Source organism: Desulforamulus ruminis DSM 2154, assembly GCF_000215085.1.
Lineage (GTDB): Bacteria > Bacillota > Desulfotomaculia > Desulfotomaculales > Desulfotomaculaceae > Desulfotomaculum > Desulfotomaculum ruminis.
In genome coordinates this window covers 3101459-3122759 of record NC_015589.1, presented here as the reverse complement: position 1 = coordinate 3122759, position 21301 = coordinate 3101459, and the positions used below count along the sequence as shown (strand labels likewise).

At 49.9% G+C, this 21301-nt stretch carries 28 protein-coding genes and 1 CRISPR repeat array (1 of these 29 only partly in view); of the genes, 23 read left to right on the top strand and 5 right to left on the bottom strand.

Annotated elements, in window-relative coordinates; genetic code table 11:
- The first annotated feature begins 84 nt into the window (after positions 1–84).
- The 3 genes from DESRU_RS15460 (at position 85) to DESRU_RS15450 (ending at position 2078) form a co-directional block, all read left to right on the top strand.
- A complete protein-coding gene (locus DESRU_RS15460) occupies positions 85–1278 on the top strand; it encodes a methyl-accepting chemotaxis protein (protein WP_013843021.1) in 1194 nt (397 codons plus the stop codon).
- Between the two features lie 151 nt (positions 1279–1429).
- The gene (locus DESRU_RS15455) at positions 1430–1639 is read left to right on the top strand and encodes a hypothetical protein (protein WP_013843020.1); all 210 of its coding nucleotides are present in this window, start codon (positions 1430–1432) and stop codon (positions 1637–1639) included.
- 31 nt (positions 1640–1670) lie between these two features.
- Positions 1671–2078 carry a hypothetical protein gene (locus DESRU_RS15450; RefSeq protein WP_041275455.1) on the top strand — a complete coding sequence of 136 codons (408 nt, stop codon included), beginning with the start codon at positions 1671–1673 and terminating at the stop codon, positions 2076–2078.
- A gap of 495 nt (positions 2079–2573) precedes the next feature.
- Here DESRU_RS15450 and DESRU_RS15440 read toward each other — a convergent pair whose 3' ends face one another.
- Entirely contained in the window at positions 2574–2768 is a 195-nt protein-coding gene (locus tag DESRU_RS15440; RefSeq protein ID WP_013843017.1) for a hypothetical protein, read from the bottom strand.
- A gap of 405 nt (positions 2769–3173) precedes the next feature.
- On the opposite strand from DESRU_RS15440, the gene steA reads away from it, so the two are divergent.
- From steA to DESRU_RS15375, 13 genes are all read left to right on the top strand, one after another.
- Positions 3174–4295: a putative cytokinetic ring protein SteA gene (gene steA, locus DESRU_RS15435; RefSeq protein WP_013843016.1), complete on the top strand. Its 1122-nt coding sequence runs from the start codon at positions 3174–3176 to the stop codon at positions 4293–4295.
- A gap of 12 nt (positions 4296–4307) precedes the next feature.
- Complete coding sequence (locus DESRU_RS15430; RefSeq protein ID WP_013843015.1) at positions 4308–5240, top strand: copper transporter; 933 nt, start codon at positions 4308–4310, stop codon at positions 5238–5240.
- Positions 5194–5898, top strand: coding sequence for a glycosyltransferase family 2 protein (locus DESRU_RS15425; RefSeq protein ID WP_041275829.1), 705 nt, complete (start codon positions 5194–5196; stop codon positions 5896–5898). Before DESRU_RS15430 ends, DESRU_RS15425 begins: the two co-directional genes overlap by 47 nt.
- A 74-nt stretch (positions 5899–5972) precedes the next feature.
- A complete protein-coding gene (locus tag DESRU_RS15420) occupies positions 5973–6809 on the top strand; it encodes a hypothetical protein (RefSeq protein WP_013843013.1) in 837 nt (278 codons plus the stop codon).
- A gap of 99 nt (positions 6810–6908) precedes the next feature.
- The gene (locus DESRU_RS15415; RefSeq protein WP_013843012.1) at positions 6909–7604 is read left to right on the top strand and encodes a nucleotide-binding protein; all 696 of its coding nucleotides are present in this window, start codon (positions 6909–6911) and stop codon (positions 7602–7604) included.
- 62 nt (positions 7605–7666) lie between these two features.
- A complete protein-coding gene (locus DESRU_RS15410; RefSeq protein ID WP_013843011.1) occupies positions 7667–7885 on the top strand; it encodes a 4Fe-4S dicluster domain-containing protein in 219 nt (72 codons plus the stop codon).
- Positions 7882–8949 carry a 3-methyl-2-oxobutanoate dehydrogenase subunit VorB gene (locus DESRU_RS15405; protein ID WP_013843010.1) on the top strand — a complete coding sequence of 356 codons (1068 nt, stop codon included), beginning with the start codon at positions 7882–7884 and terminating at the stop codon, positions 8947–8949. The genes DESRU_RS15410 and DESRU_RS15405 overlap by 4 nt, the downstream gene beginning before the upstream one ends.
- A complete protein-coding gene (locus DESRU_RS15400; RefSeq protein ID WP_013843009.1) occupies positions 8949–9698 on the top strand; it encodes a thiamine pyrophosphate-dependent enzyme in 750 nt (249 codons plus the stop codon). Before DESRU_RS15405 ends, DESRU_RS15400 begins: the two co-directional genes overlap by 1 nt.
- Positions 9699–10247 carry a 2-oxoacid:acceptor oxidoreductase family protein gene (locus tag DESRU_RS15395; RefSeq protein WP_013843008.1) on the top strand — a complete coding sequence of 183 codons (549 nt, stop codon included), beginning with the start codon at positions 9699–9701 and terminating at the stop codon, positions 10245–10247.
- Between the two features lie 109 nt (positions 10248–10356).
- Positions 10357–11484 carry a M20/M25/M40 family metallo-hydrolase gene (locus DESRU_RS15390; protein WP_013843007.1) on the top strand — a complete coding sequence of 376 codons (1128 nt, stop codon included), beginning with the start codon at positions 10357–10359 and terminating at the stop codon, positions 11482–11484.
- Between the two features lie 6 nt (positions 11485–11490).
- A complete protein-coding gene (locus DESRU_RS15385) occupies positions 11491–11685 on the top strand; it encodes a hypothetical protein (RefSeq protein ID WP_013843006.1) in 195 nt (64 codons plus the stop codon).
- 69 nt (positions 11686–11754) lie between these two features.
- Positions 11755–11934 (top strand): hypothetical protein, encoded by a 180-nt coding sequence (locus DESRU_RS15380; RefSeq protein ID WP_013843005.1) that lies wholly within the window; start codon positions 11755–11757, stop codon positions 11932–11934.
- A 71-nt stretch (positions 11935–12005) separates the two neighbouring features.
- Positions 12006–13094 carry a DUF3866 family protein gene (locus tag DESRU_RS15375; RefSeq protein ID WP_013843004.1) on the top strand — a complete coding sequence of 363 codons (1089 nt, stop codon included), beginning with the start codon at positions 12006–12008 and terminating at the stop codon, positions 13092–13094.
- Position 13095: 1 nt separating this feature from the next.
- On the opposite strand, the gene DESRU_RS20975 is transcribed toward DESRU_RS15375, so the two are convergent.
- Complete coding sequence (locus DESRU_RS20975) at positions 13096–13254, bottom strand: hypothetical protein (protein ID WP_013843003.1); 159 nt, start codon at positions 13252–13254, stop codon at positions 13096–13098.
- Positions 13255–13340: 86 nt separating this feature from the next.
- Between DESRU_RS20975 and DESRU_RS15370 the strand changes: the two genes are divergently transcribed.
- On the top strand, positions 13341–14018 hold the full coding sequence (locus tag DESRU_RS15370; RefSeq protein ID WP_013843002.1) for a hypothetical protein: 678 nt from the start codon (positions 13341–13343) through the stop codon (positions 14016–14018).
- A 146-nt stretch (positions 14019–14164) separates the two neighbouring features.
- Here the strand turns inward: DESRU_RS15370 and DESRU_RS15365 are convergent, their stop codons facing one another.
- On the bottom strand, positions 14165–14617 hold the full coding sequence (locus DESRU_RS15365) for a DUF3795 domain-containing protein (protein ID WP_013843001.1): 453 nt from the start codon (positions 14615–14617) through the stop codon (positions 14165–14167).
- Positions 14618–14768: 151 nt separating this feature from the next.
- Here DESRU_RS15365 and spoIIM point away from each other — a divergent pair, with 151 nt between their 5' ends.
- The gene (gene spoIIM, locus DESRU_RS15360) at positions 14769–15401 is read left to right on the top strand and encodes a stage II sporulation protein M (RefSeq protein ID WP_081462030.1); all 633 of its coding nucleotides are present in this window, start codon (positions 14769–14771) and stop codon (positions 15399–15401) included.
- Between the two features lie 115 nt (positions 15402–15516).
- Entirely contained in the window at positions 15517–15813 is a 297-nt protein-coding gene (locus tag DESRU_RS15355; protein WP_013842999.1) for an alpha/beta-type small acid-soluble spore protein, read from the top strand.
- 40 nt (positions 15814–15853) lie between these two features.
- On the opposite strand, the gene DESRU_RS15350 is transcribed toward DESRU_RS15355, so the two are convergent.
- Together DESRU_RS15350 and DESRU_RS15345 are read right to left on the bottom strand one after the other, a co-directional pair.
- The gene (locus DESRU_RS15350) at positions 15854–16309 is read right to left on the bottom strand and encodes a DUF441 domain-containing protein (protein ID WP_013842998.1); all 456 of its coding nucleotides are present in this window, start codon (positions 16307–16309) and stop codon (positions 15854–15856) included.
- A gap of 102 nt (positions 16310–16411) precedes the next feature.
- Positions 16412–16657, bottom strand: coding sequence for a hypothetical protein (locus DESRU_RS15345; protein WP_333540693.1), 246 nt, complete (start codon positions 16655–16657; stop codon positions 16412–16414).
- Positions 16658–16800: 143 nt separating this feature from the next.
- Between DESRU_RS15345 and DESRU_RS15340 the strand changes: the two genes are divergently transcribed.
- The 4 genes from DESRU_RS15340 to DESRU_RS15325 all read left to right on the top strand — a co-directional run bounded on the left by DESRU_RS15340 (position 16801) and on the right by DESRU_RS15325 (position 20657).
- Positions 16801–17064: a hypothetical protein gene (locus tag DESRU_RS15340; RefSeq protein WP_013842996.1), complete on the top strand. Its 264-nt coding sequence runs from the start codon at positions 16801–16803 to the stop codon at positions 17062–17064.
- Between the two features lie 133 nt (positions 17065–17197).
- Positions 17198–18088, top strand: coding sequence for a site-specific tyrosine recombinase XerD (gene xerD, locus DESRU_RS15335; RefSeq protein WP_013842995.1), 891 nt, complete (start codon positions 17198–17200; stop codon positions 18086–18088).
- 32 nt (positions 18089–18120) lie between these two features.
- A complete protein-coding gene (locus tag DESRU_RS15330; RefSeq protein WP_013842994.1) occupies positions 18121–19302 on the top strand; it encodes a phosphopentomutase in 1182 nt (393 codons plus the stop codon).
- Positions 19303–19328: 26 nt separating this feature from the next.
- Positions 19329–20657: a pyrimidine-nucleoside phosphorylase gene (locus DESRU_RS15325; protein WP_013842993.1), complete on the top strand. Its 1329-nt coding sequence runs from the start codon at positions 19329–19331 to the stop codon at positions 20655–20657.
- Between the two features lie 337 nt (positions 20658–20994).
- Positions 20995–21301: direct repeats of the CRISPR family, unit length 30 nt; unit sequence GTTTCAAATCCTTATAGGTAAGCTAGAAAC; it runs 1672 nt beyond the window's last position.

Sequence of the window (21301 nt, the reverse complement as noted above, 5' to 3'; positions counted from 1 at the left end):
TAAATAGAATAAATACACTAAATTATATCAGAAACAAAAATATAGAACATTACTTAAAAAATACTTTAAAGTCGGGGGGGTTTCATGTTTAAGTTGGTGTCTGGGGAAAGCGTAAGGAATACAAACACGGTAATTAGTAACCTTAAAGCGAAAACTAATTTTACTTCAGCCCTGTTAAATTTTGCCTTAGCCCATTCGGAATTGTCGGCTTTTAGAACCAATCTTATTTTACAGGGGGTAGTGCAAAAGGCCGGTGATGTTGCGGCAACCAGTCAGGAGACCGCCGCAACCAGCCAGCAGGTATCGGCATCCATCCAGGAGATTAATGCCAGGACCACGGAGATTAAGGCGGATTCCCTGGATAACGTAAGCAAACTAAATGAACTGTCAGTTCAAAAGGAAGATCTAACCAATACTTTGGATTCAATGGTTAAAGACGCCACAGAATTAAAGGAACAAATTAACAAAATTAATTTTATCAATGATAATGTATCCGACATTGCCGAGATGACCAATCTTCTGGCCTTAAATGCCGCCATAGAAGCTGCCAGGGCCGGGGAAAACGGCAGGGGTTTTTCGGTAGTTGCCGACGAAGTTAGGAAACTGGCCGGTCAAACCCAGGAAGCGGTTAAAAAAGTAAAATTTATTTCCGAAGAAATGAATCAGAAAGCCGTTACCACGGAGAAATCGGTACTGGCAGTATCGAAAATATTTAATCAATATCTTGCCGACTCAAACTGGGTGGCCCAAAAAATGACCAAAAGCATGAATGAAATTGAACAATCGGCCAATGCCGTTGACCAAATCTCAACAGCCATGAATCAGCAGGCCGTGGCCACCGAAAATTTAGCTAGAATTTCCAACACACTGGTTAACATTATAGATTTTGGAGATGCCATTACTCAGGATATTCATCATTTACAAAATACCCTGCGTACGCACTTTAATCAGTTGGAAGAAGACCAGTGCATTCTTAGCATACTGGCCGGACGTTTAAATGATCATGCTAATTTTATAAGAAAGTCTTTAATGGCCGCAGGGAAAGGAGAGAAATTAACAAGCCATAAAGAATGTGCCTTTGGTCAATGGTATCATGCCAGCTACTATCAATATAAAGATATACGGGAATTTATAGAGATTGATGATCCGCATAAACGGGTTCACGACGCGGCTCAGGCTTTATCCAATGATTGTACCATTGAAAACGCGGAACAGGTTGTGAAAGCATCCGCAGAAATATTGGAGAAGTTCATTTTATTAGGGTCTAAAATTGCTTAATCATTCCATCAAAAAGCAGGAGTGTCTCAGAACACTCCTTTTCTTTTTGATGGAATTTAAAAGGAATTTAATAAAATAACTAGAAATTATATGCAATTTATATATTGAATTTAACTATAATGCTCAATTAAATAATCTAGGAGGTGGTATTTTGGATTCTTTAAGTTTTCCCTTGATGACCCATTTGGTACCAACAGCCATTCTTATGCTCATCGGTGTGATCCTGCTGCTGTCGCTGGTACTGCTGCTGTTGTGGAATTCTACCATTCCACAGATTTTTGGATTAAAGGAAATAACTTTTTGGCAGAGTCTAAGGTTATTAATCATTGCCTGGATCCTATTTGGCCACTTTGGCCACTAAAAGACCCGGATACTTTCTTGGGGGTGTTGGATTGAATGATATGAAAAGCAAGGTGTCTGTGGGGGTGGGTATTCTTTGCGGGCTGTACGTCATCCTTTCCAAAGGGGGAGTTTGGGCCAGACTGACGAATACCTTTGAATTATTTACTATGATTAACCTTATTATTTTTTTGCTTTATGCTATAGGAGCAATGCTTGCCTGGCAACTCACCAAAAAGAAAGAGGATTTGTTTTTTAAGTGGCTTGCCGCCGCTCTGCTGCTTATGGTGGCATTGATGGGGGAAAATATGCTGTTTAGGTTATTTGTAAATCACGATCCCTTTGCAGAAGGGAAAAACCTTCTGCTATATATGCAAAGGGCCAACACGATGGTTGTGCATCTAGGCAATCTTTTGGCGATGATGCTGATGGTTTTTGCTGTGTTTAATTACCAGGGATAAAGTAAACTTTCTTACGGTGTTTAAGCCTGCCGTTATTTTCTTTATGATACTGGCCTTTACGCTGGGTACCATTGTTCCTATGGTCCTGTTTGCCCGGGAGCCCCATTTATTGACTGCGAATTCGATTCTGTCCTATATGTTTCTTCTTGAGTTGTTAATAATGGCTTGGCTTTATTACTATGGCTTACGGACCTCGATTATAAAATATAGACTTTTTCCCGGTCCTTTGTTTCAATGGGTCGGTGGATTTTTCCTGATTAGTTTAGCAGCCATAATCATAAATATCCTTGTAATTGTTCCGCCTCAGAACGGAGCAACAAATTGGTTATTCTACGTTTTTTACTTCTTTAACTTTTTGGAACCCGTACTGCTGATTATCGCCCTTGCCTTCATAAAGAATTTACAGGTAAATGGTGCGGTTGCCTGGTAATTAACCATAAAGAAACATTAGAGGCTGCCTTTAAAGGCAGCCTTCAGTTGTAAATCATGCTGTTTTTAGTTGGGTCTCCGGCTGGTGATTTGAAAAAGTTTGCCGAAAATATTGCCTCCCCTTCTTACCACCGACAGGTTTGTGTTGGGAGAATAACGGGAGAACAGGGGAGTATAATGAGTATCGCTGTTCTTAATATGAGAAAGCAGGTTAACCATACCCGGAGGAAGCGTAAATTGATTGGTGGTTTCTTTGTTCATAAAAATCCTCCTTCTCTATAACGTTTATAACTACATGATAAATTAATTAGTAATAAATTTAAATGTAATTTATGTGGTTATTGAGTAACTAAAAGGTAATTTTCATTTGGCTAATGATAATAATTTTTTTAATTAGCACCATCAGGAAGGAAATTATAAGAAAACAGCCAATCCTTAAGGGCAATATATACCATTTTTTTATTAGCCCCTAAAGAATGAAAAGGACAGCGTATTTTGAGCTAAAGAGTGTTTGGAAATAAAAAAGGGAATCAAATCCATTTAACTTTAAATTATTTAGAAAAATTTACCTAAAATGAAAAATAATAACATTGAATATCGGTGGGTATACTTGACTTAACGTATTTATAACATTAGAATGAAGTTGGTAAGGTGGTGATACAGGGCATGAATATGAAGGCTATCGCCAGGGTTGATAAAAGAACAAAGGATTTAGCGAAAAGGATTCATCCTCATGAAATTGCTGTGATCTGTCATGCGGATTTAGATAAAGTGGCTGCGGATTCACTGATTGCAGCAAAGGTGAAGCTGGTTGTGAACGCCGTTTCTTCCTTGAGCGATGATTATCCCAATCTTGGGCCCATTACCCTTCTGGAAGCAGGCATTCCGGTTCTTGATGCCGTTGGACAAGACATCATGGAAAAAGTGGTTGAGGAAGACGAACTGGAGATACGGGATAATCTTGTTTTACATAAGGGCCAGGTAATTGGTGCAGGGGTCTGGCTGGATCTGCGACAAGTGAAAGAGCATATGGAAAAATCCCGGAGCCGTATGGACCGGGTCTTGTCGCGTTTTATTCATAATACACTGGATTATGCCCGCAATGAGGTTGATTTTGTTTGTGGCGGCCTAAAAATGCCTGACGTGTCCACCATATTTAAAGGCAAACATACGTTAATTGTTGTACGTGGACATAATTATAAACAGGACTTAATGGCCATTAAGTCTTATATTGATGAGGTGCATCCGGTATTGATCGGGGTTGACGGAGGAGCCGACGCTCTTTTGGAGTTTGGCTACACACCCCATATGATTATTGGAGATATGGATAGTATTACCGATAAGGCCCTGTGCAGCGGCGCTGAATTGGTGGTCCATGCCTATCCGGATGGCCGGGCGCCGGGAATGGAAAGAATCGAGTCTTTGGGATTGCAAGCTAAAATTTTTCCCGCCCCGGGAACCAGTGAAGACATTGCCATGATGCTGGCTTATGAAAAGGATACCGAGCTGATCGTGGCGGTTGGCGCTCACTCTAATATGCTGGACTTTTTGGAAAAGGGCCGCAAAGGGATGGCCAGCACTTTTCTGGTTCGTTTAAAGGTAGGCGGTGTCCTGGTGGACGCCAAGGGAGTAAGTCAACTCTATAAAAACCGTGTTAAAATGAAATATGTGGGGCAAATATTGCTGGCCGGATTGGTTCCGCTGGTGGTGGTAATTGCCACAGCCCCCCCCACCCGGGAACTGTTTAAGTTATTCATTTTAAATGTTCGATTTTTCTTGGGAATTTAGGAGGGAATATCTTTGATCGTTGATTACCGCTACCATATTGCTTCCCTGGTGGCCGTATTTTTGGCCCTTGGTATTGGTATTGTGGTTGGTAGCGCCGTATTGGGCAACGAGGCCATTGCAGAGCGCCAAAAACAAATGGCGGACAAGCTTGAAATCCAACTGGAAGATTTGCGCCAAAAGAATGAAGCGGTTCAGGCCCGGGCCAATAGCCTGGAAATTGATAATAACATCCAGAAACAGTTTGAAAAACAAGTGCTGCCGCCCCTGGTTGCCGGCAAGCTGGCCGGTAAAAGACTGGCCATTGTGGAGGCCAATGGTTACGGCTTCCGGGATGATTTGGTCAATACCCTATCCATGGCCGGGGCAACGGTTCAGTCGGTCACCACCATTTTGGACGGTTTTGACCTGACAGGGCGCAAGGACCGGTTAATCGGTGATTTAGGACTTGAAAATACCAATGATAACGATATGGTAAAGCATCTTGCCACTGAAACCGCCCGGGGCATCTTAACCGGTGAGAAACAGGTATTGCTGAATACACTGGCTCAGGCGGAGCTGTTGAAATTATCCGGAGATTATGGTGTGCCGGTGGACGGAATTATATTCATCGGCGGCAGCCAGGATCAGGCCCTGGTTAAAACAGAACTGGTTGACTATCCCATGATGGATTATTTCTTACAGCAAAAACTGCCCATCTATGGCGTTGAGGAAACGGACGTATCCTTTTCTTATATGAAAGATTATCAGAAGAAGAGGGTTAGTACCGTTGATAACGTAGAGACTGTTCCGGGGCAGTTGGCCCTGGTCATGTGTATCGCCGGGAAACCGGGACATTACGGGGTAAAATCCACTGCCAAAGAGCTGATGCCGCCCCTTGATCAGACAGGAGGTGGGGGCGCTGGCCAAGGCAATCAGGGTGTCGGCGGTAATTCCGGCGTACAATGAAGCGGCACGTATCGGGGATACGGTGAGGGGAGTACGGTCCATTGCAGAAGTGGACGAGATTATTGTGGTGGATGACGCCTCCTCCGACGGAACGGCGGATTTGGCCAGGGAGGCCGGAGCCCGGGTTATCACCCTGCCTCACAACGTGGGCAAGGGCGGGGCTTTAAATATTGGCATCCGGGAAGCCGCCGGAGAGGTAGTGGTTCTCCTGGACGGGGACCTGGGTTTGAGTTCCAGCGAAGCCAGGGGTTTAATTATGCCTGTTTTGGAAAATACTGCAGATATGACCATCGCCCGGTTTCCCAGGGCCAAGAAAAAGGGCGGCTTTGGTTTGGTTCGCAACCTGGCTTGTTGTGGCATTCATTATTTTGCAGGCTTGGAGAGCCAAGCGCCCCTTTCCGGCCAGCGGGCCATGAACCGGGCGGTGCTGGCCAAAGTTGTGCCCTTTGCTTCCGGCTACGGGGTGGAAGTGGCCCTGACCATCAAGGTTGCCCGGGCGGGGTTCCGAGTTTTAGAGGTTCCCACCCAGATGACCCATGCGGAGACCGGCAGGGATTTAAAGGGCTTTATGCACCGGGGAAAACAGTTTGTGCATGTGGCCCGGGTGCTGACGGGATGCTTTTTTCAATACGGCCTTTCCAGAAAAGGCGTAAATTAATTTGAAACAAGTTGACATAACTAATTTAAAGCTCATGAAGAAGGAATAACGGTTAATCAACACGAGGTGTTTTCATGTTCCAGAAACTTAGCTGGATCCCCCTGGTTGTACCCGCCGTGGTAGCCTTTGGGTTGACCAGGTTGGCCCTGAACGGTGTAATGAACATCATCACCGGGGCAGGTTTTGTAAGGCCTAACTTTCGGGGAGACCACATTCCTGTAGGAGTGGGGCTTTTATTTTTCTTAGGGGCGCTTCTTCCCGGCGGCATGTTGATTTTCTGGCAGCCCGGCCTATATGCCGTAAATGGTTTGATCTACCTGCTGGCCTTGGGAGCCATGACCCTGCTGGGTTTGGTGGATGATGTATTTGGTTCCCGGGCGGACAGCGGGTTAAAGGGACATTTGAAAAAGCTGTTCCGGGGAGAAGTGACCACCGGTGGGTTGAAACTGTTGGCCGGAGGGCTCATGGCCCTGGTCATCTCTGCCGCCATCAGCAGGAGCTGGCAGGAATTGGCAGTGAATACCCTGGTCATCGGTCTTTCGGTGAATGCCATCAATCTGCTGGACCTGCGGCCCGGAAGGGCCGGTAAAGGCTACCTGCTGGCGTTGGTTCTGCTGCTGGTTACCCATTGGCCGGACCGAAATCTGGCCTGGGGCATGATTACGGCCGGAGCCCTGCTGGCCTATTTGCCCACGGACCTCCGGGCCGGAGCCATGATGGGGGATACCGGTTCCAATGCCTTGGGGGCGACCCTGGGCATTATGACCGTGTTGATATTGGAGGGACCGGTTAAAATAGGCTACTTGGTCTTTTTAGTTGTATTCCACTTGTTTACGGAAAAATTTAGTCTGACCAAAATTATTGAAAGAAACAGGCTGTTAAATTATCTGGACCAGTTGGGCCGAAGCTAACCAAGGCTTCCCCGGCTGGTTAATTTTTTTAGCCTGTCAGAGGGAGGTTTTTTGAATTTTTAGACGAATGTTTTATAAGTTAAGCTTATGGAGGCAAGGATGAAAGTTAACATAAAACCAGTAACAATTTTTACAGCCAATCTGGGCAGCGGCAAAACCGAGATTTCCATTAACTTCTCCCGTATGCTGCAGCAAAGGGGAGAAAAGGTTTCCCTGGTGGATCTGGATATTATTAATCCTTATTTCCGTACCCGTCTGGCCAAAGATAATCTGGCCAGCCAGGGATTAAAAGTGGTTTGCCCGCCGGGGCATCTGGTCAACGCCGATGTTCCGGCCCTTACCCCGGCCATCCGCGGGGCCATGCAGTCCCGGGAAGGATATTGTGTTTGTGATGTAGGCGGCGATGAAGTGGGTGCCATTGCGCTGGGGATGTTTAAGCCCTACCTGCCGGAGGAACGTTATGATTTATGGTTTGTGGTAAACACCTGCCGTCCCTTTACCAGGGATTTTGAGGGTGTGGTTAAAATGATGCAGGGAATTGAAAAAAACTCCCGTCTAAAAGTTACAGGGTTGATCAGTAATACCAACCTGGGCAGGCAGACGGATACGTCGGTCATGCTGGAGGGTTACCACCGGGTTGCCGCCATCGGGGATCGCCTGGGTCTGCCGGTGGTCTTTTTAGCTTCCCGCCGGGACCTGGCTCCTGAGATGGAGATCCTGCTGCCCGGTGTGCCGGTGCTGCCCCTGGATTTTTACATGAAGACCCCCTGGGAGGAAGCATTCAGTGCAGATTAGCTCGGACGGCCAAGGGCAGTCCGGTTAGTTACAGACTAATCAACGAAGGAGGGGAATAAATCTTGGCCACTGTAACATTCCGGGAGGAACGGTGTAAGGGCTGCGAGTTGTGCATCACGGTTTGTCCCGAAAAAATTATTATCCTGGCAGAGCATTACAATGCCATGGGTTTTCACCCGGCTACCGTGGTGGAGATGGGCCGGTGCAAAGGCTGCGCCATGTGTGCCCGGATGTGTCCCGATGTAATCATTGAGGTGGAGAAGGAGGAGAAACAGGCTTGAGCAAGGTGCTGATGAAGGGAAACGAAGCCATTGGCGAAGGCGCCATACGGGCCGGCTGCCGCCACTTCTTTGGTTATCCCATTACCCCCCAAAGTGAACTGCCCCATTATCTGGCCAAACGCATGCCGGAAGTGGGAGGCGTCTTTTTACAGGCGGAAAGTGAAACTTCCTCTATTAATATGGTTTATGGCGCTGCCGGAGCGGGTTTCCGCACCATGACCTCCTCCTCCAGCCCGGGCATTAGCTTGATGCAGGAAGGAATATCTTATCTGGTGGGGGCGGAACTCCCCTGTGTGATTGTGAATGTCATGCGCGGCGGCCCCGGGCTGGGCAACATTGCTCCGGCTCAATCGGATTATTTTCAGTCGGTCAAAGGCGGCGGTCACGGTGATTACCGCCTAATTGTTCTGGCTCCCGCTTCGGTTCAGGAAATTATAGACCTGATGGGATTGTCCTTTGGACTGGCCGATCAATACCGGACACCGGTCATGGTAGTGGGAGACGGTATTTTGGGCCAAATGATGGAACCGGTGGAACTGGACGAGGAGGTCACATTACCGGAAATTCCGGCCAAGCCTTGGGCAGCCGGAGGCTTAAAGGGAAGAACCGCCCCCAATATCATTAATTCCTTGTATATTGTTCCGGAAGCCTGCGAGGACTTAAATAAAAAATTGTTTGCCAAATATGAAACCATAACCCAACGGGAAACCCGCTGGGAAGAATACCGGCTGGAGGATGCCGAAATCGTCCTGACCGGTTTTGGTACGGCGGCCCGCATTGCCAAATCCGTGGTGGATAAGGCCCGGGCTGAAGGCATTAAAGCCGGATTGATTCGTCCCATTACCCTGTGGCCCTTCCCGTCCGAAGTTTATGCCAAGGCCGCTGAACAGGCCGGACAATTCCTTTGCGTGGAAATGAGCATGGGGCAGATGGTTGAAGATGTAAAACTGGCCGTAAACGGCAGGAAACCGGTTGGTTTCTATGGCCGCAGCGGCGGTATGGTGCCTTTGGCCAAGGATGTTTTTGCGGAAGTGAAAAAATTAATGGCAGGGGGTGCACAGTAATGGCCAAGGTTGTTTGCAAGAGGCCCCAGGCCCTGACCGATAAGCAATTCCACTACTGTCCCGGCTGTACCCACGGCATCATCCACCGCTTGGTGGCGGAAGTGATTGATGAAATGGCCATCGGGGACCATACCGTGGGGGTTTGCCCGGTGGGCTGCTCGGTGTTTGCCTATGATTATTTTAATGTGGACATGTTCCAGGCCTCCCATGGACGTGCGCCGGCGGTGGCCACAGGGGTCAAGCGCTGTCTGCCGGACCGGATGGTATTTACCTATCAGGGGGACGGCGATCTGGCTTCCATTGGTACGGCGGAAATTGTTCACGCCGCAGCCCGGGGCGAAAAGATTTCCACCATTTTTGTCAACAATGCCGTGTACGGCATGACCGGGGGGCAGATGGCTCCCACCACCCTGCCGGGTCAAAAGACCACCACCACCCCCCAGGGCCGGGAGAAGGAACGGAACGGGCTGCCGGTGCGCATTTGTGAAATGCTTTCCACCCTGGACGGTGCAGCCTACGTGGCCCGGGTCTCGGTCCATGACCCCAAACACATTCTGCAGGCCAAAAAGGCCATCCGCAAGGCCTTTGAGATTCAGCAGGCCGGACTGGGCTTTACTTTGATTGAAGTCCTTTCCACCTGCCCCACCAACTGGGGGCTCTCGCCAAAGGAATCCATCCAGTGGCTGGCTGAAAACATGATCCCGTACTACCCCCTTGGGGTGTACAAGGAACCGGCGGAGGTGAAATAGATGCTGCAGGAGATTTTAATTGCGGGTTTTGGCGGTCAGGGGGTCCTGTCCACCGGACAATTACTGGCTTATGCCGGGATGCTGGAAGGGAAGCAGGTAGCCTGGATTCCTTCCTACGGACCGGAAATGAGAGGCGGTACCGCCAACTGCGGGATCACCATTTCCGATGAACCCATCAGTTCCCCTTTGGTGACGGAACCCACCACGCTGATTATCATGAACCGCCCCTCCCTGGATAAATTTGAAAATACCGTGGTTCCGGGGGGCTTGATTCTGGTCAATTCCTCCCTGGTGGAGCAAAAGGTAAAGCGCACCGATGTAAAGGTGATGGAAATACCGGCCAACCGCATTGCGGAAGAATTGGGCAACGGCAAAGTAGCCAACAATGTGATTCTGGGCGTGCTCATTGAACTGACCAAGATTGTATCCATCGAAGCGGTGGTGGAATCGTTGAAAAAAGTACTTCCTTCCCGGCATCACCGCCTGATTCCGGTGAACCAACTGGCTCTGGAAAAAGGGGCTCAGCTAGCCAAAACAGCCAATTTATAGTAAAATATCTTTTAACAGCCGGTGGTATAATTTACAATGTGCCACCGGCATAAATTTATACGGACTTCAATCCATAAGATTTTAATTTGCATTCTGGAGGTGAGCTTTTTTGGTTGATTCCGAAAGGTTAATTGGCGAGTTTATGGAACTGGTCCAGGTGGACAGCGAATCCGGAGCGGAACGGCAAATGGCCGATTTGCTGAAAGAAAAACTGACTCAACTGGGCCTTGAGGTGTTTGAAGATGGCGCCGGCGCCGTAGAGGTGGGCCGGGGAACCGGCAATCTGATTGCCAATCTGCCCGGGAACGGGGGGAAGGGACCGGTTTTTCTAATGTGCGCCCACATGGATACCGTGAAACCCGGCAAAGGGGTCAAGCCCCGTCGTGAAAAGGGGAAGATCCTTTCAGCCGGCGACACCATCCTGGGTTCCGATGATAAGGCCGGCGTGGCCGCCATTCTGGAAAGTCTGCGGGTGATTAAAGAGCAAAACATAGCTCACGGGGGCTTGCAGGTGGTTTTCACCGTGGGGGAAGAAATTGGCTTGGTGGGAGCTAAAAATTTAGACTATGGACGAATTATCGCTAAGGCCGGTTTTGTCCTGGACAGCGGCGGTCCTCCGGGGGAAATTATTATTAAAGCGCCAACCCAGTTTTCCTTTAAAGCAGCCATCAAGGGGAAAGCCGCCCATGCGGGCATTGCCCCGGAAGAAGGCATTAACGCCATTGTGGTGGCTGCCCACGCCATTGCCGCCATGCAGGTGGGGCGGATTGACAATGAAACCACCTCCAACATCGGACTCATTTCCGGCGGCAGAGCCACTAATATTGTGCCGGAGCTGGTTACCCTGGAGGGCGAAACCCGCAGCATCAGCCCGGAAAAAGCCAAGGCCCAGTTGGATCACATGCTGGAGGCCATTCAGGGAGCGGTGGAGCAATTCGGCGCCCAAGTGGATCTGAAGGTAGCCAAGGAGTATGACCCAATTAACCTGGCTCCGGATTCCTGGCCGGTGCGGACGGCGGTTCAGGCCTGCCGGAACCTGGGATTGGAGCCGGTGCTGGGGCAAACCGGAGGCGGCAGTGACGCCAATGTTTTTAACGGCCGGGGCATTGATTGTGCCAATTTGGGCATCGGCATGGAAAAGGTTCATACCACCGAGGAATTTATTGCGGAAGAAAATCTGGTGGCCAATGCAAAACTAATGGTAGAGATCATCCGGGTGGCCCAGGAAGCGGGGTAGGTTTGCATGGAAAGTATCGGGTTTAACGGTACGATGGTGGCCCAGTTGTTTAATTTGTTGTTCCTGCTCTTGATCATTGTGGGTGTGGCCATGCTCATCCGGGCGGCTTTCTTGCAAAGACCCGCCCGGATGGCGGAAGACCTGCGGGAGATCAAGCAGCGCCTGGCGGAGCTGGAAAGAAAGCTGGACGGAAAGGGCTAGCCGGGCGAAAGTACTCTGCTGCCTTGCAGTGCGGTAGTAGAGAAAAGATTAAAATAAGGCGGTGTCTGTATGGACTTTGCAGCAAGAGGATTCTTTGGCCTGCTGGGCTTTGTCTGGCTGCTGGTCGGACTGGCGGCTGTGGTGGGTGTGATACGGATGTCTTATTTTACCCTGCCGGCCATCCTGGAAGAAATGAAAGTGATCCGTAAAAAACTGGGGGATTTGGAAGAGCGGAACAGAACCGTTTAGGCAGGCAGGAAACAGGCAATAATGGACGGTGCTATGGTTGTTGACTTCATTGGTTATTGGAGGTCTTCTTTTTGATTCGTGTTCGCAAGGCGGTGGTGACGGAAATCGCCTCCACCCGGCCCGGTATTTCTGAAATTTTGGTTGAACTGGAAGGCGAGATTCAGCGGGCCGTTAGTTACGACGCCGTAACCGGCCCGGTGAAGGTCGGAGACCCGGTGATTCTAAACACCACGGCGGTTTATAAAAGGTTGGGCACCGGCGGTGCCCATTTTGTCATGGCCAATCTCTCCAATACCCGGCTGGATGTGGATCAGGCCGGTCATATTATGAAAATGCGTTACAGCCCCTGTCAGGTGAAAACCCTGGCGGTGGAAGAGCCGGAAAGTCCCCATTATGAGGTGATGCAGCGGACCCACCGGCTGGACGGCGCACCGGTGATTATCGGCACCCTGCACAGCATGCTGGCCCCGGCGGCAGCCATCTTGAGAAAACTGGGACAGGGACGTCTCCGGGTGGCTTACCTGATGACCGACGGAGCCGCCCTGCCCCTGGCTTTGTCCAAGCTGGTTTTTGAACTAAAGGAAAAGGGATTGCTGCAGGCAACCGTGACCTGCGGTCACGCCTTCGGGGGAGACTATGAGGCCATCAATGTATATACCGGTCTGCTGGCCTGCAAGGCGGTGGCCAGGGCGGATGTCGTCATTGCCGCCATGGGGCCGGGTATTGTGGGCAGCGGCTCCCGCTACGGCTTTACCGGGGTGGAGCAGGGAGAAATCATTAATGCCGTCAATATCCTGGGAGGCCGGCCGGTGGCCATTCCCCGGGTTAGTTTTGCCGATGCCCGGGAAAGGCACAAGGGTATCAGCCATCACACCCGCACCGCCCTGGGGAGCATTGCCTTATCCAAAGCCACCGTAGCTCTGCCTCGGCTGGAGCCGGAAAAGATGGAACTGGTACTGCGGCAGTTGGAAGAATCGGGCATCAGCCGCAAGCACGATGTGGCTGTTGTCGGGGCGGAGCCGGTTCTGGACGCCTTGGAAGAATACCGGGTGAAGGTTACCACCATGGGCAGGGGTGTGCAACAGGACCGGGAATTTTTCCTGGCCGCCGGTGCTGCCGGAGTCTATGTAGCACAGGATCTGACCAAAAACTGTCCGTAAATCAGTCGGGTTCGTGCAGAACTCCGGGATTTAAGCAATGAAGCTGAATAAATTCCTGCACCGTATGGTATTGTCCGGCGTATTCCCGGATCAGTTTACATAAATCTTTCACCTGACAGAGGAAATAGACTCGATCTTGATAAATGTAGACCTGTGTCATGGGTTTGTCCTCCTTCCGTTATGGGACAGTATATGAAGGAGGGGACCTTTTTTATGCTCTCTGATAAAAAATGGAAGGAGTTTGCAATGACAAGGCTTGTGACCCTTACAGCCAATGCCAGTGGAGCCGCCCAGGCGGCCCGGGCGGGCATGGTGGTGGTGGTGGTGGATGTGATTGATATGTCCACCACCCTGGAAGCAGCCCTGGATGCCGGGGCGCTGGCCGTGTTCGGGGCCAGTCCGGACGCCGCGTCCCCTCCGGTGGCCCTGGACCCGGAGGCCGTGGGCAGAAAAGCCGCGGAAACCGCTTTGGCAGCCGGCAGCAGTGTGGTGCTGGTGACCGAACCCCGAGTGGGTACGGATCAGGAGAGAGCGGCCAATGCTTCCCGTTTTCTTGCCGGCGTTCAGGCCGGGGGAGCGGAAGTAACCGCCATCCTTCCCAATTTAGGTGCCGAAACGACCAAGTTATGCGATTTGCAGGGCCGGGTAGTGGTGGCTGTCACCGCCACCGGAGGGGTGGCCTACGATGCGGCCCTGACCGCCGGAGCCCCGGCAGTGGTCACCGGAACGGTGGCCAGGACCATGCGGAAAAGGGGCTCCGCACCGGCCAAAGCCGCTGCCCGCAGGGCGGTGGAAGAAGCGGTGAAACGGGACGCCGGCATTTGTGTGGTAGCCTCCACCGCCAATTCCCTGGAGGATCTGCTGGCTGCGGAATATATTTTAAAGTGTATTGTTGAAGAAGGCTTTTTAGCTTACGGAAAATAGACTAAAGAATAATAGAACACGGATTATACGGATTTTCGCGGATTCATACGGATTAATAATTTATTTTAAAATCCGCGTAAGTCCGTATAATCCGTGAATCCGTGTTCTATTAATTAGTTGGTTGGTTTTGTTATTGCCTCGGATTTTTAATATCTGGGGCGCTTTTTTTGCTCCAGGTGAAACGCCGCCACACCGGTTTCTTTCATGGCGTCGTTGTTTTCCTGCCAGCGTTTGCGAAGTCCCCGGAGATCTTTAAATTGCTCGGTACAGGGATATTCACCACACTGGAAACAAAAATCCACTTTCTTTTCCTTATGGCAGGTTTTGGCCAGGCAGGAAATAGGGCATTTTACCTGAGCGCTCCGACAGCCTCCGCAGGAGGGACCATCGGCAAAGAGACTTAATATTTCCCTAAAATGAGCGTAATGCTCAAAGGCCGGTTTTTCCGCAGCCTTTATTTGAGCCAGACGCCCGTAATTGCCAAGTAACTGCCGGAGTCTTTGGCTTAATTGTTTAATTTCTCCCCTTTCATGGTCTGCGCACCTGCTGCAGTCAAGACCGCAGGGAGCAAGGTCCTGTACCGCTTCCCGGTAGTCCATTTCGATTCCCCCCATCTTATCCTGAGGCAGTTTTCGCCATAATAAACAAAATTCCTCCAACACGGGTAGTACTATTTAACTTTTCTAACGGCATAAACATGTACAGGAGTCACCTGAAAGATGAACTTGACAGGAGGCGGGGGGTGACGGGTTGAAACAAGGGTGCAGCAAAATTTTTCGAGCATCCCTGCGTGAGGGTTGGCCCATGTATCTGCTGGCAACGGTGGCTCTTCTGGCAGGCTTGGCTTTTGGTGGTTGGGGTGCTCATCATCTGGATGGACAAAAGACGGTACAGCTTTCAGAATACCTGGAAATGTTTGTGAGTCAGGCTGGAAGTATATCCATTGACCGCCCCCTTGCGGTCAAAAATGCCATTACCAATAATCTTTTTTTTATCGGCATGGTTTACCTGTTGGGCCTAACGGTGGTGGGCGCTCCGGTAATTTTGGCGCTGCTGTTTGCCAGGGGCTTTTCCCTGGGTTTTACCCTGGGATTTTTAACCCGGCAGGGGAATGGTGAAGGCATTTTACTGGCCCTGACCTCGGTGCTGCCCCAGAATATTTTACTGCTTCCCGCCATATTTATGGCCTGTGTGGCAGCGCTGTCCTTTTCCTGGCTGTTAATCAAAAGATTTCACGATTCCAGAATGCCTGTTTGTCCGGGACTAATGGGCTATCACCTGCTGATTCTCATCGTGGCCTGTATCGCCGCTGCGGCCGGACTGGTGGAAGCCTTTGTAACCCCCCAGTTGATCAAGGCTGCGGCTGCCATCCTAGCAAAATAAAAGCAAACAATGTAAACAAAAGAAAAAATTGTTTACATAAAAAATTTGCTGTGGGGCATAATAGAAATAAGAAAAGGGCAAGCTAATATTTTTTAAAAATCCAGGAGGGAAAAACATGTCTAAAGAACTGGTGCAGCAAGAGATTTACCCCGTGGATTTAATGAAAATAACGGCCTCCACAGGATTGGTTCCCAAAGAGCTGCAAGGTTATGTTAAACCGGCCCTGCAGGAATTCAGAGATGAGATGGCTGCGGAATTAGGCCTGCCTGAGTATGCGTCTATGGATAAGGGCGAACTGCCCAGCCGCATGAATGGGAATGTAGGGGGCGGCATGACCAAAAAAATGGTGGCCTTTGCCGAAGCGGTTTTAGCCTGGAACTATAAAAACCGTCTTCTTTTAAAGGGCGAATAAAAAAATGGCTCGCGCCGGAGATGGCGAGGGCCATTTTTTACTACTTAAACCAGTAAATAACTTCCAGAAATAAAGCGGTCAGTCCGGCAGCCATTAAGGGACCGATGGGGATACCGCCGAGAAAAACAATGCCGATAATGGAACCTAAGACCATGCCGAAAATCAATTGAGGGTCCAGCTTTAAAAGTTTTAAGCCTTCACCGTTCATATGGGTAGCCAGAGCGCCCCCAATCATGGCCAAAATACCATGGGGAGACAAAGTCTTTTTTAACAAATCCAGATAGGCCATATTATCGTGAGCCAGTGGAACCAGCACAGACAGCATGAGAAAAATTAAGCCTACTTCCAGCCCCCGGCGGTCTAAAAGGGAAAAAAAGCGAAAGGTTTTGGTTAATTTAATAATGAGCAGAAGGCAGGCGGCTGTGGCAATTAAGGTAGAATCGGATACAAAACCGATGATCAGTAAAAACAATAAGGTAATGGTACCGCTGGTCAATGCACTGCGCCTCCTTCCAGACCCTTCTTCCAAAAATCCTATGCTAAATTAAGGAAATTTTATGCCAAAAAAATGGCCCCTGGCAGGGGGCGCATTTTTTCTTTATTTTTTCTCATTTAACTGAAGTAAATGGGTTTGAAAAGCTGTCATGTTGGCGTGCATGTTTTGAACCCCTCCACGGATACTCTCCATGGATCGCCTGGTTTCCAGAACAAAGTTCTTGGCATTTTCCAAATAAGATTCCAACTCTTTTTCAGTTCCTAACACCAATAAAACTAAAATTAAAAATAAGGTGAAGGGGCTTTGAGGATTTAAAAAGTTTAATTGGATCTTTTCCAATAGGCTCACCTCCTAGGTTCTTAATACCAAGATATGGTAGATAAACTTTTTTTGTGCGTACTTAACCCGGTCTTTGCTTGGTCTAAAAGGAAAGTTCCGGGCATAACCTTTTTTTAGCCCTGAGATGAAATCAACGGTGTGGGGGGAAGAAAATGTTTGTGGTCTTGATAACCCGGCTGAGGCAAAAAGTTTTAAAAGGTTTAAGGCTGGTTTTTGCCTTGGCGGTACTGGCTATTTTGGTTGTTCAGTTGGTGAACCTGGTAAAGTGTTCCGGGTTGTATGACCATGAAAAGGTTCCCAGCGGCAATCCCATGCGGGTGCAGGCCCCTGTGATCGAAGTTAGTGAAGACGATCGGCCGGGGTTATTGGATCGGGCAGTGGAACAGTTGGTAAAATATTATCGACATAAAACATGAGAAAGGGTTTTTACTTTAAAATCTTATTATGTTTTCTGACAGTAAAATAAAGGAAATCTATGGATATTTGTTGAAGTAGTCCAAAACTTTTGGACTACTTTAAATTTTTATGGCTTTTATAAGGGGGAGGATAATGGAACGTTGGTTGGAAGAGTTCATTCATTATCTGGCAGTTGAGAGGGGTTTAGCCCAAAATACCCTGGCCTCCTACCGAATAGATCTTAGCCAATATTTGTCGCATTTAAAAAAGCAAGGGGCCTCTTCTTTAAATCAAGCCGATCGCAACCAAATATTGTCCCACCTTTACAAATTGCAGAAGAGCGGCAAAGCTCCCGCTACCATCTCCCGTCACATTGCGGCGCTGAAGCATTTTTACCGCTTTCTGCTGGCGGAGGGGTTGATCTCCGAGGATCCCACGGCAACTCTGGAGGCTCCTAAGCTGGCGCAGCGTTTACCTAAGATCTTGTCCACTGCCGAGGTGGAAATCTTACTCAGCCAACCCCAACTGGCAGATCCCGCCGGCATGAGAGACAAAGCCATGCTGGAATTAATTTATGCTACCGGCATTCGTGTTTCGGAAATGGTGGCCTTAGATATTGAGCATATACAATTGGATATGGGATATATTCGCTGCTTTGGCAAAGGTTCTAAAGAGCGGATTATTCCCCTGGGGTCGGTGGCTGCCCATTATGTCCGGGAATACCTGGCCTGGGCAAGGGTCAGACTAACCAAAGGCAAGCTGGAGCACCAGGCCCTTTTTGTAAATGTCCAGGGTAAAAGGTTAACCCGCCAGGGCTTTTGGAAAATCACCAAAAAGTACGCCCGGGAAGGGAAGATTAATAAACCCATTACTCCCCACACCCTGCGTCATTCCTTTGCCACACACCTGCTGGAAAATGGTGCGGATTTGAGATCGGTTCAGGAAATGCTGGGGCATGCGGATATCTCCACCACCCAAATCTACACCCATCTAACCAAGATCCGTTTAAAAGAAGTCTATACCCAGTCCCACCCAAGAGCATAAAAATGACTGAATAACCAAGGGGTGAACCTATCTTGTTGGAGAAGAAAATAAAGCGCGTTACCGTTATTATTTTGGACAGCGTAGGCGTTGGCGAATTGCCCGATGCGGCGGATTACGGCGACACCGGAAGCAATACGCTGGCCAACGTGGCCAAGGCCGTAAAAGGGTTAAAGCTGCCCAATCTCGGACAGTTGGGTCTTGGCAACATCCTGGACGTCGAAGGAGTTCCTCCGGTGCCTCAGCCGCGGGCAGCCTACGGTAAAATGGCCGAGACTTCACCGGGCAAGGATACCACCACCGGCCACTGGGAAATGGCGGGGATCATTTTAGAGAAACCTTTCCGGACCTACCCTCAGGGATTTCCCCGGGAGTTGATTGAGGAGTTTGAAAAAAGAATCGGCCGGAAATCCCTGGGCAATGTGGTGGCTTCCGGAACTCAGATCATTGAAGAACTGGGCAGGGAACATATGTCAACGGGACGGCCCATTGTTTATACCTCGGCGGACAGCGTCTTTCAAATTGCCGCCCACGAAGAGGTGATTCCCCTGGAAGAACTCTACCGCATGTGCCAAATCGCCCGGGAAATGCTGGTTGACGAACACCAGGTGGGGCGCGTAATTGCCCGTCCTTTCCTGGGGCAGCCCGGCTCCTTTAAACGCACCAGCAACCGGCATGATTATGCCGTGACCCCGCCGGTGCCCAATCTTTTGGTGTCCCTGCAGGAGGCGGGAATTAAGACCATGGGGGTAGGCAAGATCTATGATATTTTTGCCGGGCAGGGTGTTTCCGAAAAGGTTACCACCCGGGACAATATGGATGGGGTGGACCAGACCCTCCGCTTTATGCGAACCAATCCGGAAGGCCTGATCATGGCCAATCTGGTGGAATATGATTCCCTTTACGGTCACCGCAACGACGCCCGGGGCTATGCCAACGCCCTGGAGGATTTTGACCGACGGCTGCCGGAAATATTGGCCGCCATGCTGCCCCAGGAGGTGCTGCTGATCACCGCCGATCACGGCTGCGATCCCACCACGCCCAGCACCGATCACAGCAGGGAATATGTACCGCTGTTGGTGTTTGGAGCACCGGTCAAAGGCGGAGTTAACCTGGGCATCCGGTCCTCCTTTGCGGATGTGGCCGCCACCCTGGGAGATTTTTTCGGGGTTCCCTTTAAAACAGGAACCAGCTTTGCCCCGAAGATTCTTCTATAAGTCCGGCCGGAAAGAAGGTACGATCAATGCGCATGTACGATATCATACTGAAAAAAAGGCGGGGCGGTACACTAAGCGCCGCTGAAATTGATTTTTTCATACAGGGATACACCCGGGGAGATGTGCCGGATTACCAGGCAGCCGCCCTGACTATGGCGATCTTTTTTCAAGGACTGGAACCGGAGGAAACGGCGGATTTAACCTTGGCCATGGCCCGTTCCGGCGATCGGGCGGATTTATCCTCCCTGCCGGGAGTGAAAGTGGATAAGCACAGCACCGGCGGAGTGGGAGACAAAACCACCCTGGTGCTTGGCCCGCTGGTGGCTGCTGCCGGTGTCCCGGTAGCTAAAATGTCCGGCCGGGGGCTGGGGCATACCGGAGGAACCATCGATAAACTGGAGGCCATCCCGGGCTTCCGGGTTTCCATGGATAACCGGAGCTTTTTGGAACAGGTCCGGCGGATCAATCTGGCGGTGGTGGCTCAGACCGGGCACCTGGCTCCCGCCGATAAAAAGCTTTACGCCTTGCGGGATGTGACCGCCACCGTGGACAGCATCCCCTTGATTGCCGCTTCCGTCATGAGCAAAAAAATTGCTGCGGGGGCCGACGCCATTGTCCTGGATGTGAAGGTGGGCAGCGGCGCCTTTATGAAAAAGCTGGAGGATGCTTTTAACCTGGCCCGGACCATGGTGGATATCGGCAACCAGGTAGGACGAAAAACCGTGGCCCTGGTAACCAATATGGACCAACCCCTGGGTTATGCCGTGGGCAATGCCCTGGAAGTGCGGGAGGCCATTGCCACCTTGAAGGGACAAGGGCCGGAGGACCTCCGGGAACTATGCCTGCAGTTGGGCAGTGAGATGCTGGTACTGGCCGGGATGGCGGAAGACCCGCCCGCCGCCCGCACCCGACTGGAGCAGATCATTGATTCCGGGGCTGCTCTGAATAAATTTAAAGAATTCGTGGCGGCCCAAGGAGGGAATCCGGAAGTGGCGGACCGGGAGGAACTTTTACCCGCGGCAGCGGTTCTTTATCCGGTGCAGGCAAAGCTTGACGGGTATATTGCCGAAATCCAGGCGGAACAAATCGGCCTGGCAGCTATGGCTTTGGGCGCGGGACGGGCTACCAAGGAGGACGTTATTGATCTTGCGGTGGGCATTGTGCTGAAAAAGAAGATCGGCGACAAAATTTCAGCCGGGGAAACCCTGGCAGATCTTCATGCCCAAAAGGATATGGATTTGACTGCCGTGGAACAGATGATTCAACAAGCCTTTACCATCAACGGCGCCCCCCCTGCCCAGGGTAATATTTTACTGGGCAAAGTGTCCGGCAGCTCTGTTTTCCAATTTGAATAGCTGAAATTTCGGCGGGTTATTCGGCATCCTGATATAGTGCAAATATTTAAGCCCCATGCTAACATTAGCAGGGGCTATCTCAATTGTTAGGGAAGTTGATACAACGAATGGTCCTTTATGTCAACATATAAATCAAATAACTACAAAATGTTAGCCCCGGCAATGCCGGGGCTTTATTCATTTTAAATCGTTTTAAAAACGGTGCCCAATCAACCAAAGGGTTAGGGCAGGTAAATCATAGTTGAAACTAGATTTTACTGGGTGCAGTAGTTCCGGGTATGATCCTCAAGCTAGAAACGCCGGTGACGGCCGGAGGAACCCTTTCCCCCTTAACTGCGTTTCAAATCCTTATAGGTAAGCTAGAAACTATAAACAAATGGAGAAGGGGGAAGTAAGGATAATAGTTTCAAATCCTTATAGGTAAGCTGGAAACATAGGTCGGCCAACAGAGGCCAAGGCTATTGCAATTCGTTTCAAATCCTTATAGGTAAGCTAGAAACTGGCTGCTATGGTTGCAGCAGAGGAATTCGTGAAAAAGTTTCAAATCCTTATAGGTAAGCTAGAAACTGCTTGTAAATAAAGAAAGTAAGCAATCATCAGTAAGTTTCAAATCCTTATAGGTAAGCTAGAAACGAATCCCTGAC

What these genes read in the sequence shown, in the direction of transcription:
- DESRU_RS15460 (WP_013843021.1), top strand. Translation starts at nt 85, where the DNA reads ATGTTTAAGTTGGTGTCTGGGGAAAGCGTAAGGAATACAAACACGGTA.
- DESRU_RS15440 (WP_013843017.1), bottom strand. Translation starts at nt 2,768, where the DNA reads ATGAACAAAGAAACCACCAATCAATTTACGCTTCCTCCGGGTATGGTT.
- steA (WP_013843016.1), top strand. Translation starts at nt 3,174, where the DNA reads ATGAATATGAAGGCTATCGCCAGGGTTGATAAAAGAACAAAGGATTTA.
- DESRU_RS15420 (WP_013843013.1), top strand. Translation starts at nt 5,973, where the DNA reads ATGTTCCAGAAACTTAGCTGGATCCCCCTGGTTGTACCCGCCGTGGTA.
- DESRU_RS15415 (WP_013843012.1), top strand. Translation starts at nt 6,909, where the DNA reads ATGAAAGTTAACATAAAACCAGTAACAATTTTTACAGCCAATCTGGGC.
- DESRU_RS15400 (WP_013843009.1), top strand. Translation starts at nt 8,949, where the DNA reads ATGGCCAAGGTTGTTTGCAAGAGGCCCCAGGCCCTGACCGATAAGCAA.
- DESRU_RS15395 (WP_013843008.1), top strand. Translation starts at nt 9,699, where the DNA reads ATGCTGCAGGAGATTTTAATTGCGGGTTTTGGCGGTCAGGGGGTCCTG.
- DESRU_RS15385 (WP_013843006.1), top strand. Translation starts at nt 11,491, where the DNA reads ATGGAAAGTATCGGGTTTAACGGTACGATGGTGGCCCAGTTGTTTAAT.
- DESRU_RS15380 (WP_013843005.1), top strand. Translation starts at nt 11,755, where the DNA reads ATGGACTTTGCAGCAAGAGGATTCTTTGGCCTGCTGGGCTTTGTCTGG.
- DESRU_RS20975 (WP_013843003.1), bottom strand. Translation starts at nt 13,254, where the DNA reads ATGACACAGGTCTACATTTATCAAGATCGAGTCTATTTCCTCTGTCAG.
- DESRU_RS15370 (WP_013843002.1), top strand. Translation starts at nt 13,341, where the DNA reads ATGACAAGGCTTGTGACCCTTACAGCCAATGCCAGTGGAGCCGCCCAG.
- DESRU_RS15365 (WP_013843001.1), bottom strand. Translation starts at nt 14,617, where the DNA reads ATGGACTACCGGGAAGCGGTACAGGACCTTGCTCCCTGCGGTCTTGAC.
- DESRU_RS15355 (WP_013842999.1), top strand. Translation starts at nt 15,517, where the DNA reads ATGTCTAAAGAACTGGTGCAGCAAGAGATTTACCCCGTGGATTTAATG.
- DESRU_RS15340 (WP_013842996.1), top strand. Translation starts at nt 16,801, where the DNA reads ATGTTTGTGGTCTTGATAACCCGGCTGAGGCAAAAAGTTTTAAAAGGT.
- xerD (WP_013842995.1), top strand. Translation starts at nt 17,198, where the DNA reads ATGGAACGTTGGTTGGAAGAGTTCATTCATTATCTGGCAGTTGAGAGG.
- DESRU_RS15325 (WP_013842993.1), top strand. Translation starts at nt 19,329, where the DNA reads ATGCGCATGTACGATATCATACTGAAAAAAAGGCGGGGCGGTACACTA.